The sequence below is a fragment of the Kordia antarctica genome (genome assembly GCF_009901525.1).
In the GTDB taxonomy this organism is placed as follows: Bacteria; Bacteroidota; Bacteroidia; order Flavobacteriales; family Flavobacteriaceae; genus Kordia; species Kordia antarctica.
Map to the genome: position 1 here is coordinate 3,203,757 of NZ_CP019288.1, position 15,933 is coordinate 3,219,689.

A 15,933-nucleotide genomic window follows, 5' to 3' on the forward strand; every position below is an offset into this window, starting at 1 on the left:
CCGCCTAAGTAAATCGTAGTAAATTTTATGGATTCAACTCGGATAGTTTAAGATTGACCAAAATATTCTCTAAATTCGCTACATCCAATTTTTAAATAAACATGACACTATTAATACTTTACGGAGTAGTTTCTATTTTTTTCTCGTTTTTATGCTCCATTTTGGAAGCTGTACTTTTGAGCGTTACACCAACGTTTGTAAACATTAAAAAGAAGGAAGGAAAACCATATGCAGATGCTTTAAAAGAACTTAAAAAAGACGTAGATAAACCGTTAATCGCGATTCTTACGTTGAATACAATTGCGCACACAGTTGGTGCAATTATGGTTGGTGCAGAAGCAAAAAAGATATTTAATGACGAAGGTTACGGCGTATTTATTGTGTCTTCTGTGATGACAATTTTGATTTTAGTTACTTCTGAAATTATTCCAAAAACAATTGGCGCTACGTATTGGAGACAGTTGGCAAATTTTACCACAAAAACGCTTGGAATTATGGTAACGATTTTAAAATACACTGGAATTCTGTGGGTTTTACAATTGTTCACAAAAATTATTGGAAGTAAAGGTCACGGAAGTGTATTGAGTAGAGAAGATTTTAGCGCAATGACGGAAATTGCAACCGACAAAGGTGTTTTTCACGAATCGGAAAGTAAAGTGATTCGCAACTTATTAGGTTTTAGAGATATTTTAGTGAAAGATGTGATGACGCCGCGATCTGTGTTAAAAATTGTTGCTTCTGATAAAACGATTCAACAGTTTTTTGATGAAAATCCGAATTTGAAATTCTCTCGAATTCCCATACATGGAGCAAAAGAAGATGATATTTCTGGATATGTTTTGAAAGATAAAATAATGGAAGCCATTATTCACGGAAGAGGCGAAGAACCGTTAGAATCTATTAGAAGAGAATTATTAGTAACTGAACGTAATTTACCAATTCCAGAATTGTTTGAGCAACTTATTGAACAGCGCGAACATATTGCGTTGGTTGTAGATGAATACGGTTCGGTAAGTGGTTTGGTAAGTCAAGAAGATGTGATTGAAACCTTGCTTGGTTTAGAAATTATGGATGAAAGTGATAACGTTGCCGATTTGCAACAATTGGCACGTAAAAGCTGGGAGAATAGAGCTAAGAAATTAGGCTTGATAGAAAAAAATAACCCAGAAGAATAAATCCGTCTGGGTGTATTTATCGTTGGTGTATTTTAGTTAAAATTTCCAACTACTAACAACTTTCTGTATGCTGATTTTTCACCATAAACTCATAATTAAAAAAATGAGAGTGAACTGAGTTCATGATTAGATTTCGGGCGTGACAAACTTATAAAAAAAACGCGCTTTATCTGTCTTTTTAATCACTTTATCGATGAAATACACTTTTTAGTTTCATGAATACATACACAGCACATATAAAAACTCCTTTGGGGATTGCAAGAATTGTTTCTGACGATACTGATATTCTTGAAATTTCTGTGTTGGATGCTACTACAACGTTTACGGATTCTGAACAAATTCCTGAAATACTTCAAGATTGTGTCACACAATTACACGAATATTTTGATGGAATACGCACCAATTTTGAACTTCCACTAGCTCCAAAAGGAACCGAATTTCAACAGAAAGTATGGAAAGGCTTGAACGAAATTCCTTTTGGAAAAACATGTTCGTATTTAGATTTGTCGAAGCGTTTGGGCAATGTAAAAGCAATTCGTGCAGTAGCTTCGGCAAATGGGAAAAATCCATTGTGGATTGTAACGCCGTGTCATAGAGTTATTGGAAGTGACGGCTCGCTTACTGGCTATGCTGGCGGATTGTGGCGCAAAAAGTGGTTGCTAGCGCACGAAAGTCCTGCTAAACAACAATCTCTTTTTTAAATGAATACTACAACACCTAAAAAGCTTTTTTTATGTTTGGCTGGAATCTTCTTTAGCACTTTTATATGCTTTGCGTTTCAAAATCCTAAAGTATCAGCCAAACTTGATAATTTATCAATGTCTCAACTGAAAGATAACATTTCTTTTTACACCGATAAAGAAGATCCTGAAGCTGAACAATATTTACAAGTATATCTTAAAAAAGCAATTGAAAAAAAGCAAGTCTATGCTGTTTTTGAAGCCTATTCAGGTTTAGGGAAAATTAAATATCATGAGAATAAGTATCTAGAAGCGATTGCATTTTATGATAGCGGATTGGCTTATTTAAAAAAATATGGTAAGCAACATGCTAAAGAAATTGTTCTTCTTTTAAAAGATAAAGGTCAGAGTTTATTGGATATGCAACGGCTCAATGATGCTTATGAATGTTATTCTAAAGCACTTGATACAATTGCAAAATATAATTTGAATGATTTAAAAGTTTCGCTTACTTCTAATATTGCTAATATAAAATCTGAAACTGCCGATTTTGAAGAAGCGCTGAAATTGCATCAAGAAAACTTAGCTATTTTAGAACAAGTTAATAAAAAAACCTATGCTTCTTATAATGATTATGATACCGAGTATATAGCTACTATACTGAATATTGCCACAGCTCACAGACGTTTAAAGGAATTCGAAGAAGCTTTAAAATATACCAAACTAGGAATTGCCAAAAATGAAGAAATTCTAAATGAAAAAAACATACCTGACAAAAAAAATAGATTTCATCAAAAACTAAAAGGGCATTTATTAACTAATCAAGGAATTATTTATTTCTATAAAAATCACTTTGATCTTTCCTTAGATTATTTTGATAAAGCTCAAATAATTAAAGATGAATTAAACATCAATAGTTTTTCGCTTGAATGCGATTTGTTTAGAGGAAAGTGTTATTTGAAAAAAGGTAATTATGTACAAGCAATTTCTTTTGGAAAGAATGCCATTAAAGGATATGAAAATAGATATCAATTTTCATCTACACGAAATCTTTTAGACGCGTATTTAGTATTGATTAAAAGTTATAAAAAATTAGGACAGTATGAAGAAGCTACCATTTATGATGAAAAATACAGAGTACGATACGATCAGGTTTTTAATCTTCAAGAGATTCATATTTTAAATCAACTTGAAAACGAGTATGAGTCTAAAAACTTAAAATTACTCAATCAAATTCTTCAAAAACGATCTTCGCTTTTTATGATTGCAGCAATCATATTAATTATACTCTTGTGTATTGGATATCTGTTCTATAAAAGGAAAATTAAAAAAGGAAAACAAGCGTTCGGTGCTTTAATGCATAAGATGACGTTGTTAGAAGAACATAAAAATATTACTGTAACTAAAAAGTCACAACAGCATCTTCAAATTGATGAGCAAACGATACAGATTATATTAGACAAACTAAATCGTTTGGAACAAGAACATTTCTTTTTAGATAAATTGTATGATTTAAGTCAGACAGCTCAAAAAATTGGAACAAATACGTCTTATCTCTCTGCGATTATTAATCATTACAAAGCAAAGAATTTTAAGGAATATATGAACCAGTTAAAAATCAATCATGCAGTAGTAACGCTTAAAGAGAATAAAACATTTAGAAAGTATGCAATTGCTGCGTTGGCCGAAGAGTTTGGGTATAATAGCACATTAACGTTTTCTAGGGCTTTTAAAAAATACGCTGGATTAAATCCGTCCGAATACATCGCTACGCTGAATAAAAATCATTAATTTCTTTATGTAAACGTATGTGTCATTTTATAAAATGACGCTACGTTTCTTTGGTTTACAAATACAAGAAGAGTTACTTTAGTTGTCATATTTAAACCAATATACCATGAAAAATACACAAAAAAAACGTGCTTCAATTAAGAAATTGACGCTAAACAAAAAATCTATTGTTCTGTTTGATACTTTAAAAGGCGGAACAGAATTTAACACCATTTATAGTCATCAAAGCCTTGGCGAATACACCTGCGCACAGGATTTTTAAAAGATTTCATTTTATAAAATGATACTATAAGGCTAGTTTTCACGCTAATTTCCAGATTTTATATCGCTAAGTTTGATTCATATTTAATCATTAAAAATTTAAATCATGAAAAAAAAGAATGTAAAAAAATTGTCTATTAGTAAGTCCGCTATTTCTGTGCTTAATGTAAATTCTGTGCGTCAGATAAAAGGAGGAAGTGCATTTGTGTGTTCCAATGATTGTGACACAACTACGGATACAGATACTTTAGGAATTCCAGGAACTATCATCGGATGTCCATACAATCCTAGTTACTATCCTTGCGAAAATGAAAATCGTAATTAAATTTATTTTTTGAGAACTAAACACACACTAAATTTATTGATGTTTCTAAAACCGTCTTTTATCTAAGACGGTTTTTTTATATTTGGACTTAAAAGTAAAGAATGTACAAACCGAACATGAAATTACTATTGAAAAAATAACGTATTTGAAGAATGACAACGCACAAATTTTTGCAGAAGTCATTAAAACCCTATATATTGCTGAAAAGTCGTTTTATAAAGAGAAACTTAAAAAACGCGAAAAAGCAATGTCTTATTAGTACACAGACCAAAAACTTACCCTTTTTAACGTGCTAAAATAAAGACTTATGTTACAAAAAATGAACCTGGAACATGTGTTGTTTCTAGATATAGAAACGGTTCCTGAACATCCTAATTTTAATGATTTGGATGCAGAAGAACAAGCACTTTGGGAACAAAAAACGGTGTATAAACGCAAAGATGAGTTTACACCTGAAGAATTTTATGATCGTGCCGGAATTTGGGCAGAGTTTGGAAAAATTATCTGTATTTCTGTTGGGTATTTTTCCAATAAAGGCGATATCCGAAATTTTAGAACGACTTCTTTTTATGGCGAAGAAGAACACTTACTCCAAGAGTTTAAAGGACTTTTAGAATCACACTTTAACAGACCGCATCATGTGTTGTGTGCGCATAATGGAAAAGAATTTGACTTTCCATTCATCGCGCGCAGAATGATTATTAACAGAATTACATTGCCTTCTAAGTTGAATTTGTTCGGGAAAAAACCTTGGGAGATTGCACATTTAGACACCTTAGAATTGTGGAAATTTGGCGATTATAAACATTATACTTCTTTAAAGTTGATGACAAAAATTTTAGGAATTCCTTCGCCAAAAGATGATATTGATGGAAGTCAAGTTCGAGATGTTTTTTACGAAGAAAATAATATTGATCGTATTATTGTGTATTGTGAAAAAGATGTGATCGCTGTCGCGCAGATTTTACTCAGACTCCGAAATGAACGTTTGTTAGATGATGATGAAGTTTTGCATGTGTAGTTTTGGTATGTTGGGTTTTTGGGTGTTAGGTGTTAGGTCGCTGCGCTTTTGGACTTGCTTAGACTTGTTAGATTGTTAGATTGTTAGATTGTTAGATTGTTAGATGAAAATAAATAAAGCTGATCGAAAAGCCCTGAAGAACATCATTACGAATAATTTTTCATTCTGAAGTAATCTGTGACTAAATTCAACAGATTGCTTCATTTCATTCGCAATGACAATTTGGTATTAACGCACAGGTAATTTATTGAAAGTAATATTTCAATTTAGACCAAAAACTTGATTTGCCGTTGTTAGTTTCTGAGTATTTTAAACCTATTTTTGGAAATGCTCTTTCTTTGATATAATCCATAATCCAACTTTCGGCAAGAAGGACTAATTTTTTTCTTGACTTTAATTCATTGGCGACTCTAGCAGCCATTTTAGATCGATTTTCAACTTCCTTTAACTTTATTTCTTTATCTATCAATTCACCTGAATTGTCATAGATGAGTACACAAAGAACTTCCACTAAAATAATGCGCTTGTGGTCAAGAATTTTATGATTATCTATTATATCTAAAATTAAATCTATATTTTTTTCTTCAGCTAACATTAATTCTTCGTCCTGTTCTTCAAAAAATAAATCAATATTGTTTCCCCATTCCAGCATTAGTTCTTTATCAAATTCTGGCTTAGTTACTTGTGACGAAAGCCATTTTTTTTCGCCACATTTTGAGCATTTGGAATCCCAAACTTCCTTCGTGTCATATAAATCAAATGCAGCTTCTCGTTTTGTAAATCTAATTTCATCCCTATTTCCACACTTACATATTTTAATCAATTTATATTTCATGATCTAAATTCTTTTGAAAAGACATCCAAAACAAACTATCTACACAATTAATGACATATAAAGTACAATCATTATAAGAGCATATACAATTGGAAACAAATACCTAAAGTATTTTAGTAGCGGAATTTTATCTCCTTTATCTTCTTCTCCATTAATTCTATGATTTATAATCACGGCTACTATCCCTAAAAAGATAAAAATATAACCCACAATAATTACGTATTCGATAAAGGTATTGTACGGAAGTTTTGGTAAGATGGATGCAGAATAGAAATTAAACGCAACAACCGTTAACATTAACGTAAATCCGACACCAATTTGAGATCCAAATTCTTTGATCCAAAAAATAGAGAACGATGCCAAAATGATAATCAACAATGGAAATAGTACCTGCCATTCGTAATATCCGGAAAGCCTTTGCGCTTTGATTTCAAAGATGACTCTGGAGTATGAATTCTTTTCAGAATTTATACTGTCATCCATGTATTTATAGGTTTTTGTTACAACATGTGCATCACTATTTACAAACTCCCAATCTTCTCCAAGATAGTCCTCGTGATCTTTTTCTAGAAATAACTTAGGATTCGTAAAAACAATTTTTTTGCTCCCATAAGAAAACGCCTCAATAGCCACTTGGTACACTTGCGAATCGAAAGGAAATTTCTTAAAATCCATATTTGTGCTGCATGTGGCAAAAAAACGTTCTTCGTATTCGATAATTCCATCAGAATAAATTTCAATACGAATATTTGGCACTTCTCTACTGCCTTGAACATTTATAAGTTCGAATGCAGGAATCCATAAGTCGCTATTTATGAGTTCTCGTGCTTTATCATTTTCAAAAACTATTGAATTTGCCGTGGAGTCTTTAAGATAAGATATGGCTTCTTCATTTTTCCAAGTGTACATAAAATAACCGTCAATTTGATACGTTTCCTGTACCGAATTTATATTGTAAATTTTATTAATCCGTAAGTTAACAGAAACTTCCAACGGTTCTTTTTCTGTTGAAATAGTGTGATGCTGCCTTGCAAATAATTGTACAGATACGAACAATATAAAGATGCAAAGGATACTTTTGGGAAATTTCATTTAGTAATTGTTGTGTGTTTTAAACACTAAATTTAGTAAATACATATTTAATAAAAAATTCTTGCAAATTTTCGTAAGTAGGCTTTTACAAACGCATCTCTAACAAGAATTTCTGAGAGTTTTATGATAATTAACGTGAATTCGATATAAAATTTCAGAGTGTTTTTTTTGTCTTTTCCGCAGTATAGCAGGGATTTTTCGTTAAGAATTTTCGAATCCTTGGAGAAAATTTAGAAAAATTCATGCGGTTTTAGTTTTTTTCAAAAAGAAAAACTAAAAATACCTCTGGAAAAGCGCACTTTCTTTTGTTTCTTTTCTTTGTGCGAACAAAGAAAACGAAAATCAAATACTTAGCACTTATTTTAAAAATATGCTGAAAATTTTATATCGAATTCAGGTTAATTAAATCTTATGCTATTGTTATACGCTTAGTCATTTTAAAACTTAAATAAAGCTTACGCTGAAAATAGTTAATTCAGAATTTATGAATGTGCAGTAAAAAATATCATTCCCATGAAAATGGAAATCTACTCTGAAACACTACAGATTCCTGCCTACGCAGGAATGAAAAAGCCCAAACACATTACATGTTTGGGCTTTTAAGCATTCTTTATTTACTAGTTTGGGTATTATTCTTTAATAAACTTCTTCGTTACAGTTTTTGATTCTGCTTCGATTTGAATCATATAAACTCCACTTTGTAATCTTTCAACATTAATAGTTCCAGAACCAATTTTTCCTTTCGCTACTTGTTGTCCCATGATGTTAGTTATGGTATAATTTGCATCATTTTCCAACGTTCTAACATTTAATACGCCTCCTTTTACAGGATTAGGATAAATCTGAACTTCAAACGATGCTCCAAGAGTATCATCGCTAGTTGTTGCATATCGTGTATCGTTCGTAGACGTTGTAGCTACCAAACAGAAGTTTGTAGTTTCAGATGTTGTAAATGAACCGCCTGAAGCTAAGGTTGCTCCACTAGTACTATTTGTAAGTGTAAACGAACCATTTCCATAAGAACAGCAAATTCCATCACCATACGCATCTGTAATAGTAAAGTCATAACATCCATCATCTAAACAACCAACAGCAATATTTAATGTTGATCCGTCTGCTTGAGAAGCGTATGTTCCGCCTGAAGCAACAACGACTCCTCCACTATTTGTAATTTCCCAACTTGTTTCTTCAGGATAATTATCAAAAGTAATTGATAAGGAAACATCAGAACATGAAGTTCCGCCACCACTTGTAGTAAGGCTTACATCATCTATTGCAATATCTGCTTGCCAAGTAGAACCTGTAGTTCTGTTAAATCGTAGTTGTACACTTCCACCAACATATGCTGCTAAATCTACACTTGCAGATAACCAAGAATTTCCTTTATTTCCTGTTTGGCTCCATAAGGATGTCCATGAAGCTCCGTTGTCATCACTTGCTTCCAATAAAATACTTCCCATATCAGCTGCTCCATACATGTGATATTTAAAATCGAATGTAGCTTGCGTTGCTGCACTTAAGTCAAAACAAGGAGAATTTAAAATCGCTTGTTTTGTTGGAAAGCCAGCACTTCCTGATGCTTCAACGTATACATAATATGTTCCTTGAGAAGCACTAGCTGGTCCTGTATTGCTTGAAGGTGTTCCAGAAGCATCAACTATCCAGTCAATATCATCTGCGCTAGATTGTGTCCATCCGCCTAACGTATTTTCAAATCCTTCAGTATAAGGGAATGATGTTATTCCTCCTGAACAACTTCCTGTACTAGGTGCTGTAACAATTACGGTTCTTGAAACTTGTGTTGCTGCATTTCCTGCTGCATCACTTACATTATAATTTAATATATACGTTCCTGCAGTATTTGTATTCACAGAACCTGTTACTACAATACTTGATGTTAAGTTTCCATCTACGTTATCTGTTGCCGTTGCGCCAGGATCTGTAAACGAATCTCCGACAGTTAAGTTCATCGTTGCCGAACCAGTTAATGTAATTACTGGTGCTGTTCCATCAGATACATTTACTGTTCTACTCACTTGTATTGCTGCGTTTCCTGCTGCATCACTTACATTGTAGTTTAATGTATATGTTCCAACTGCATTGGTATTTACCGAACCAGTTACTGCAATACTTGATGTTAAGTTTCCATCTACGTTATCTGTTGCCGTTGCTCCTGGATCTGTAAATGAGTCTCCTACGTTTAAGTTCATCGTTGCTGAACCAGTTAATGTAATTACTGGCGATGTTGTATCAGCTGCTCCGCTTGTAATATTTACAGTATAATCTTCAACTTCTCCATAAGAGAACGATTCACACGCTGTTGGTATTGCATTATATTTTAAAGATACTCGCATACGTGTAGCTCCATTTGTTGCAGAAGATGGTACTGTAAAAGAACCACTTACAGGAGTTGTTTGTGTAGCAGCTTGTGTCCAAACTTGTTCTCCAGCATCGCTAAAGTCTCCATCTTGATTGTAATCAATCCAAACACTATATCCTTCACTATATACAGTTCCTGACCAAGTTGGCGTTACTGTAATTGTTTGTGATGTATTTTTTGCTAAAGAAGTAGAAACAGAAGTATGATCTGCATAACCACCGGCCGAAGCTCCTGTGCTATTATCTATACTTCCAAGTTGTACTCTACTAATATATTCATCGGCTACACTATTTCCATTAGAAGCGCAATAATTTAATTGTACTTCCGTAGTTGTAAAGTTCACAGACGCACTGTATGACGAGTTTCCACTTGTACATTTGCTACGAACTTGCACTTCATATTGTGTAGTTAATGTTAATCCTGTTAATGTTGTAGATGACCCAGAAACTGCATTTGTTGTCCAAGTAGAACTTCCAGTTGCTCTGTATCGTACGTCATATGTTGCCGCAGGAACTGCTGTCCAAGAAACAGTTGCTTGCGAATCTGTTACTCCAGTTACTGAAACTCCTGTTGGTGTAGTTGCATTACAAACTACTGGTGTTCCTGTTAATCCAGTTACAATTAGTGAGAAGTTTTGACTTCCGCCAACTAAAGATCCTTTGTTTGTTACCGTAATTGTATACGTTCCAGATGCTCCAGAAACGTCCACTCTTTCATACGGATCTACCACATTATCTCCTTGTCCATTCGTCGTAACTCCTGTCAATCTCCACGGAGTGTGTGTTGTTCCACTTTTGGTAACTCTTATATCTAAATCATTTACTAAAACTGGTGTTGAAGAGTTTACAGTTGTATTAGCCGTTCCTGCACGATCTGTCCAAGAAATAGATGCTAGTAATGGGTTTATTCCATCAGAATCAACAGTAATTGTATACGTTTGACCAGAAGTCAAGGTCAATTCTTCAATTTTAGATTCGTTTCCATCACTTGTAATTACCTCAGCAGCTTTTTTTGTATTCATTAATCCCCATCCAAAAATAGCGTCAGGTCCGTTAGATCCTGCGTCATCTGCTGTATGTAAAGCCAACCCTTTTAAAGTTGCTGCTTTCATAAATGAACCGTTTGTATTATTAGCATGTTGTTGTAATAATAATAATGATCCTGCTACGTTTGGTGAAGCCATTGATGTTCCTGTAATAGAGTTGTATGCTGTATCACTACTTTCATACGTAGAATATACCGAAGTTCCGTTTCCAGTAATATCTGGTTTAATACGGTAATCATCCGTTGGTCCTTCACTACTACTACTATTTATGGTTACCGAAACTAAGTTTCCACTTCCGTCAATATTTGCATCATTTGCATTGGCAACTACTAAATTATTTTTTGATGTAGAATGTCCTGTTAACTTATCATAAGAACTATTTCCGTCTAAAGGACTTCCATTATATCCATTTTGATTTCCATCATTTCCTGCAGCTACTACCATTAAAAAGTTTGGTGCGTTGAATAATATTTCATCCCAATCACGAGATTCTGTAATATATCCTCCAAAATAATGATCAGGAACTAAATCACCTCTAAAACCATAGGAATGATTAGAGATTAACATTCCGCTAGATGCTGCTGAAGTTGCTTCTGCTAAATCACTATTCCAGTCATATCCGACTGCACTTGCATGTGGCGCCATTCCTTTTGAATTCGCAACCACTCCAGAAGCCATAATCGTTCCTGTAACGTGTGCTGAGTGATAGTGTAATGTTGTTGTTCCGTCACCAATAGAAAATCTATTCGTTCCTCCAGCTCCATCATATTCTTGATGCGAAGTTCTTGCCAAACCACCATCCCAAACGTGTGCAGTCATGTTTTGTCCCATAAGGTTCAATCCTAATGAACCTCCACTATTTAAATGATCTGCTCGTGTTGATTTTGCTGCCGCTACATTAAATGTTGTGTAATATACAGGCGTTCCGTCTGGAGTAACTTTTTGTAGTTCAATTAAAGTTCCGTCTGCTAGAGTTTTTCTAATGTCCCAACCGTTTTGTTGAGCAAGTCTTACAGCTTTTTGCTTTTCTTGCACTTGTGACGCTGTAAATGTGTTTTCTAATTCTCCTAGTTTCTGAACATCATATTGGCTTACTATTTTCTGCTTTTCAGCATCAGTTTGTCCAAATGAAGTTTGTGCGAAAAACATTCCGAGGGCTAATATGCCCATTGAAAAGTACTTTTGTTTCATAATTGGTTGGTTATTTGGTTATAAAAAGTTTTAACGAAAACGTTTTCGTAAAAATCAATTAAAATTTAAAAGACTTTCATTAAAACACCGCAAAGTGTTAAATTTTAACTAATTTTCTATGAAATTATCGTTTTTTTCGATGAAATACACTCTTTTGTCTAAAAATCTTATCTATTTCTCAGTATCCTAAATTCATTTCGTTTGCGTACTTTTGAATAATGAGTTCGCTATTAGATATACAAAACTTAACTATCTCATTTAAAGGAAACGAAGTGATTCATGGAATTTCGTATACGTTACATCCAAATGAAATTTTAGGAATTGTTGGCGAGTCTGGTAGCGGAAAATCAGTTTCTTCATTGGCTATTTTAGGCTTATTGCCGAAAAAACATACAGAGATTTCTGGTGCTATTTTATATGAAGATCAAAACTTAGTTTCACTTCGAAATAAGGAATTTCAACGGGTACGCGGGAATGAAATTTCGATGATTTTCCAAGAACCTATGAGTTCTTTAAATCCGTCAATGACGTGTGGCAAACAGGTTGAAGAAGTATTGTTACAACACAAATATAGTACTCGGAAAGCTGCAAAGTCTGAAGTATTGGCATTGTTTGAAAAAGTAAAATTGCCTAGAGTTGCACAAATGTATGATTCGTATCCGCATCAATTGAGTGGCGGACAAAAGCAACGTGTTATGATTGCAATGGCAATTGCTTGTAAACCTAAAATTCTGATTGCTGACGAACCGACAACCGCTTTGGATGTAACGGTTCAAAAGGAAATTATTTTGTTGTTAAAAGAATTGCAACAGGAAAATCAAATGGGCATTATTTTTATCTCGCACGATTTGGCATTGGTCAGTGAAATTGCCGATACTATTGTAGTAATGTATCAAGGAAATATTGTGGAACGTGGAGAAACGACTTCGTTATTTACCAATCCGCAGCATGAATATACCAAAGCATTATTGAAATCAAAACCTTCGTTAGATGTTCGGCTACGAAAGCTTCCAACTATTCAAGATGTACTCGCAGGCACAGTTTCGGATGCGGTTGTAACTTACGAAGAACGTAAAATTCACCACGAGACCATTTACGCGAAAGCGCCAATATTAGAAGTAAAAAATGTATCAAAATCATTTTATAGCAATGCGCGTCTGTTTGGCAAATCTACGGAAGTGAAAGCTGTCAATGACGTTAGTTTTTTAGTATACGAAGGCGAAACATTAGGTTTGGTAGGCGAATCAGGTTGCGGGAAATCTACGTTGGGAAATACTATTTTGCAGTTACACAAAGCAACCGCAGGACAAATTTTATATAAAGGTGAAGATATTACCAAGTTATCCAAACGTGAAATTCGTGCGTTGCGAAAAGAGATTCAGATTATTTTTCAAGATCCTTTTGGCTCTCTAAACCCTAGAATTCCTGTCGGAAATGCTATTTTGGAGCCAATGAAAGTGCACGGTTTGTACGCCAATGATACAGAACGAAAAGAGAAAGTGTTAGAGTTGCTAGAACGTGTTGGTTTGGAAGCTTCGCATTATGGAAGATATCCGCATGAGTTTTCGGGCGGACAACGCCAACGAATTGGAATTGCGCGTACGATTGCGTTGCAACCAAAGTTGATTATTTGTGACGAATCGGTTTCTGCTTTAGATATTTCGGTGCAAGCACAAGTATTGAATTTACTGAATGAACTGAAAGATAATTTTGGTTTTACCTATATTTTTATCTCGCATGATTTGGCAGTTGTAAAGTATATTTCTGATCAATTGTTAGTGATGAATGACGGACGCGTTGAAGAATTAGGCGAAGCGGATGCAATTTATGCAAATCCAAAATCATTGTATACACAAGCATTGATTGATGCGATTCCGAAAGGAATTTGATGCTTCGACTTCGCTCAGCACAAGCCGCTATGATATTATTTTCTTTTTACTATCTTGTATCTTTCAGAATTAAAAAAATATTATGACAGAATATAAAGGTTGCAAAGAAATGACTGTTGATGAGTTTTTAACTATGGTTGAAAACAGTCCAGAACTAAAGAAGAAGTTTGAACAATTGGGACTTTCACAAGATGAAGAAGGGCTCAAAGTTGTTTTGAATTATTATGAACTTCTTACTAAAGAAGAGTTGGAGTTTTTAAAGAATGTTTTCAAAGATTTTTATCCTGGATCAGGAGACGAAAATGCTTCCTTTTTTGTGAAATTTAATAGTGATCCTAATGCTTTGACTTTTTGTGTGTCTAATGTAATTTGTGATTCTTGTCATAAACATTTATTAAACAGTAGAAAACATAAAGATCACTTAACATCTAATACTTTTGGTGCTGGAGATTGATATATATTTTTCTTTACGCCACATTTGAAAAATATGTATCTTTAGAAAATGAGCTTAACCAAGGAAGAGAAACGAATATTCCGATCATTATTATTTAAACATCAAGACGGAATTGCTATTACTGCAATTATTGCAACTTTAGAACATCATGCAGTTTTTGATTTTTTAGCTATGCAACAAACAACTTCCGTTGCCGAGATTCTTCAACAATTTCCACAATTCCATGCAGGTTATTTGAATATTGCGCTGCGCAGTTTGGCTTCACAAGGAATTTTGACATATGAGGTTTCTGAAAAAGAAGTTCGCATTGAAACTACTTCAAAGTTTATAGCATTTCAGCGTCACATTACACATTATGTAACCTTTAATGAACTGTTTGTGTACTTTTATGAATTATTCAAACAGCCATTTCAGTTTCCATTACAGAAACCTCGAAAATTATATCAGCTAGCTTCTTATTTGACAAATGCTCGAAAAGCACTTCGCACAGATGCATATTTTCAGATAGAGATTGCCGCACATATGGAAGGTGTTTTGTTAGCTTCATTGTTAGTATATTTAGAGTATCATGGCGATTTAGAAAATATAGAAACCGCTACATTCTTAGAAGATGAATCGCTTCAAAAGGTATTGAAATTATTGGAATTACACGACGGAAATACATTGACAGCAAAAGGTAATTTTTTAGTTTCTAAGAGTTATGCTTACGGAGTTACCGTTTCGTATTTGCCAATTATGCGACATATGGAAACGTACTTGACAGGCGATTTTCTTCCGTTTTTTGAGCAAGATCATTTAGGTAATGAACAACATGTATTTAGAGGTGTGAATGTTTGGGGAAGTGGCGGAAGTCACGCAACCTATTTTAATAAGTTTGATGCGGTTTTGACAGCTATTTTTAATAAACCACTTGCCGAGCAGCCAAAAGGAATTATTGATGTCGGTTGTGGAAATGGCGCGCTTTTGGAACATGTTTTTGATTTGATTTGGAATCAGACACATCGCAGAGACGATTTAGGCGCAAATAAACTCATCTTAGTTGGTGCCGATTATAATAAGGAAGCTTTGTTGACTACCAAACGAAATTTGGAGAAAGCCAATGTTTGGGCAGAAGTTGTTTGGGGCGATATTGGGAATCCGGCAGAGATTGATCAGAAATTACAAGAGTTGTATAATGTAAAGTTGGAGGAATTGTTGAATGTGCGTTCTTTTTTAGATCATAATCGCCCGTTTAATTCGCCTCAAGGTTCATATAGAGGCAGTTTGCTTTCTACGGGAGCATTTGCGCATCGCGGGAAACAATTGCATAATACTGACGTTTCACAAAGTTTGGTAGAACATTTTCAGAAATGGAAACCGTATATTCAACAGCACGGATTGTTGTTTATTGAGCTCCATACGGTTTCGCCAACTACGGTTTCTTTAAATTTAGGCAGAACACCTTGTACAGCGTATGATGTGACACATGGTTTTTCCGACCAATATATTGTAGAGTTGAATGTATTTTTGGAAGCGATTGTTAAAGCAGGACTTTCCGTTGATCCTACACATTCGTATCGTTTTCCAACAGAAGAGATTTCCACGGTTAGTATTAATTTGATTCGGTAGTTTTTTGGACGCGCTTCGCTTTTGGAAACGGCTTCGCCTTTTGGATCGCTTTGCTCTTGGACTCGCTTCGCTTTTAGTATTTTAGAATGTGACTTATTAGTTCAACTTGAATAAACTTATAAACCTTTAAACTGAAATTTTGCTTTGCTTTGATTGCCATGAGTAATACCAATTATCACTTAAAAT

Annotated in this window: 13 protein-coding genes; 10 read left to right on the top strand and 3 right to left on the bottom strand. The window is 34.1% G+C overall.

The window, feature by feature from the left end; genetic code table 11:
- Positions 1-101: 101 nt before the first annotated feature.
- From IMCC3317_RS13320 to IMCC3317_RS13350, 7 genes are all read left to right on the top strand, one after another.
- A complete protein-coding gene (locus IMCC3317_RS13320; RefSeq protein ID WP_160129993.1) occupies positions 102-1,175 on the top strand; it encodes a CNNM domain-containing protein in 1,074 nt (357 codons plus the stop codon).
- A 215-nt stretch (positions 1,176-1,390) separates the two neighbouring features.
- The gene (locus IMCC3317_RS13325) at positions 1,391-1,876 is read left to right on the top strand and encodes a methylated-DNA--[protein]-cysteine S-methyltransferase (RefSeq protein WP_160129994.1); all 486 of its coding nucleotides are present in this window, start codon (positions 1,391-1,393) and stop codon (positions 1,874-1,876) included.
- Positions 1,877-3,646 carry a helix-turn-helix domain-containing protein gene (locus IMCC3317_RS13330; RefSeq protein ID WP_160129995.1) on the top strand — a complete coding sequence of 590 codons (1,770 nt, stop codon included), beginning with the start codon at positions 1,877-1,879 and terminating at the stop codon, positions 3,644-3,646.
- Positions 3,647-3,752: 106 nt separating this feature from the next.
- Complete coding sequence (locus IMCC3317_RS13335) at positions 3,753-3,908, top strand: hypothetical protein (protein ID WP_160129996.1); 156 nt, start codon at positions 3,753-3,755, stop codon at positions 3,906-3,908.
- 105 nt (positions 3,909-4,013) lie between these two features.
- Positions 4,014-4,232 (top strand): class I lanthipeptide, encoded by a 219-nt coding sequence (locus IMCC3317_RS13340; protein WP_160129997.1) that lies wholly within the window; start codon positions 4,014-4,016, stop codon positions 4,230-4,232.
- An 82-nt stretch (positions 4,233-4,314) separates the two neighbouring features.
- On the top strand, positions 4,315-4,491 hold the full coding sequence (locus tag IMCC3317_RS13345; protein ID WP_174805954.1) for a hypothetical protein: 177 nt from the start codon (positions 4,315-4,317) through the stop codon (positions 4,489-4,491).
- A gap of 48 nt (positions 4,492-4,539) precedes the next feature.
- Entirely contained in the window at positions 4,540-5,253 is a 714-nt protein-coding gene (locus IMCC3317_RS13350; RefSeq protein ID WP_160129998.1) for a 3'-5' exonuclease, read from the top strand.
- 244 nt (positions 5,254-5,497) lie between these two features.
- Here IMCC3317_RS13350 and IMCC3317_RS13355 read toward each other — a convergent pair whose 3' ends face one another.
- The 3 genes from IMCC3317_RS13355 to IMCC3317_RS13365 all read right to left on the bottom strand — a co-directional run bounded on the left by IMCC3317_RS13355 (position 5,498) and on the right by IMCC3317_RS13365 (position 11,796).
- Positions 5,498-6,088 (bottom strand): hypothetical protein, encoded by a 591-nt coding sequence (locus IMCC3317_RS13355; RefSeq protein WP_160129999.1) that lies wholly within the window; start codon positions 6,086-6,088, stop codon positions 5,498-5,500.
- A gap of 39 nt (positions 6,089-6,127) precedes the next feature.
- Positions 6,128-7,180 carry a ligand-gated ion channel gene (locus tag IMCC3317_RS13360; protein WP_160130000.1) on the bottom strand — a complete coding sequence of 351 codons (1,053 nt, stop codon included), beginning with the start codon at positions 7,178-7,180 and terminating at the stop codon, positions 6,128-6,130.
- A gap of 629 nt (positions 7,181-7,809) precedes the next feature.
- Complete coding sequence (locus IMCC3317_RS13365; RefSeq protein ID WP_160130001.1) at positions 7,810-11,796, bottom strand: immunoglobulin-like domain-containing protein; 3,987 nt, start codon at positions 11,794-11,796, stop codon at positions 7,810-7,812.
- 218 nt (positions 11,797-12,014) lie between these two features.
- On the opposite strand from IMCC3317_RS13365, the gene IMCC3317_RS13370 reads away from it, so the two are divergent.
- The 3 genes from IMCC3317_RS13370 (at position 12,015) to IMCC3317_RS13380 (ending at position 15,747) form a co-directional block, all read left to right on the top strand.
- Complete coding sequence (locus tag IMCC3317_RS13370; RefSeq protein WP_160130002.1) at positions 12,015-13,685, top strand: ABC transporter ATP-binding protein; 1,671 nt, start codon at positions 12,015-12,017, stop codon at positions 13,683-13,685.
- 82 nt (positions 13,686-13,767) lie between these two features.
- Positions 13,768-14,139 carry a hypothetical protein gene (locus IMCC3317_RS13375; protein ID WP_160130003.1) on the top strand — a complete coding sequence of 124 codons (372 nt, stop codon included), beginning with the start codon at positions 13,768-13,770 and terminating at the stop codon, positions 14,137-14,139.
- A 48-nt stretch (positions 14,140-14,187) separates the two neighbouring features.
- On the top strand, positions 14,188-15,747 hold the full coding sequence (locus IMCC3317_RS13380; RefSeq protein ID WP_160130004.1) for a class I SAM-dependent methyltransferase: 1,560 nt from the start codon (positions 14,188-14,190) through the stop codon (positions 15,745-15,747).
- The last annotated feature ends 186 nt before the right edge of the window (positions 15,748-15,933 follow it).

Excerpts from the sequence above, each read along its gene's own strand:
- IMCC3317_RS13355 (WP_160129999.1), bottom strand. The coding sequence starts at position 6,088 with ATGAAATATAAATTGATTAAAATATGTAAGTGTGGAAATAGGGATGAA.
- IMCC3317_RS13335 (WP_160129996.1), top strand. The coding sequence starts at position 3,753 with ATGAAAAATACACAAAAAAAACGTGCTTCAATTAAGAAATTGACGCTA.
- IMCC3317_RS13375 (WP_160130003.1), top strand. The coding sequence starts at position 13,768 with ATGACAGAATATAAAGGTTGCAAAGAAATGACTGTTGATGAGTTTTTA.
- IMCC3317_RS13350 (WP_160129998.1), top strand. The coding sequence starts at position 4,540 with ATGTTACAAAAAATGAACCTGGAACATGTGTTGTTTCTAGATATAGAA.
- IMCC3317_RS13330 (WP_160129995.1), top strand. The coding sequence starts at position 1,877 with ATGAATACTACAACACCTAAAAAGCTTTTTTTATGTTTGGCTGGAATC.
- IMCC3317_RS13360 (WP_160130000.1), bottom strand. The coding sequence starts at position 7,180 with ATGAAATTTCCCAAAAGTATCCTTTGCATCTTTATATTGTTCGTATCT.
- IMCC3317_RS13365 (WP_160130001.1), bottom strand. The coding sequence starts at position 11,796 with ATGAAACAAAAGTACTTTTCAATGGGCATATTAGCCCTCGGAATGTTT.
- IMCC3317_RS13325 (WP_160129994.1), top strand. The coding sequence starts at position 1,391 with ATGAATACATACACAGCACATATAAAAACTCCTTTGGGGATTGCAAGA.
- IMCC3317_RS13340 (WP_160129997.1), top strand. The coding sequence starts at position 4,014 with ATGAAAAAAAAGAATGTAAAAAAATTGTCTATTAGTAAGTCCGCTATT.
- IMCC3317_RS13380 (WP_160130004.1), top strand. The coding sequence starts at position 14,188 with ATGAGCTTAACCAAGGAAGAGAAACGAATATTCCGATCATTATTATTT.
- IMCC3317_RS13320 (WP_160129993.1), top strand. The coding sequence starts at position 102 with ATGACACTATTAATACTTTACGGAGTAGTTTCTATTTTTTTCTCGTTT.
- IMCC3317_RS13370 (WP_160130002.1), top strand. The coding sequence starts at position 12,015 with ATGAGTTCGCTATTAGATATACAAAACTTAACTATCTCATTTAAAGGA.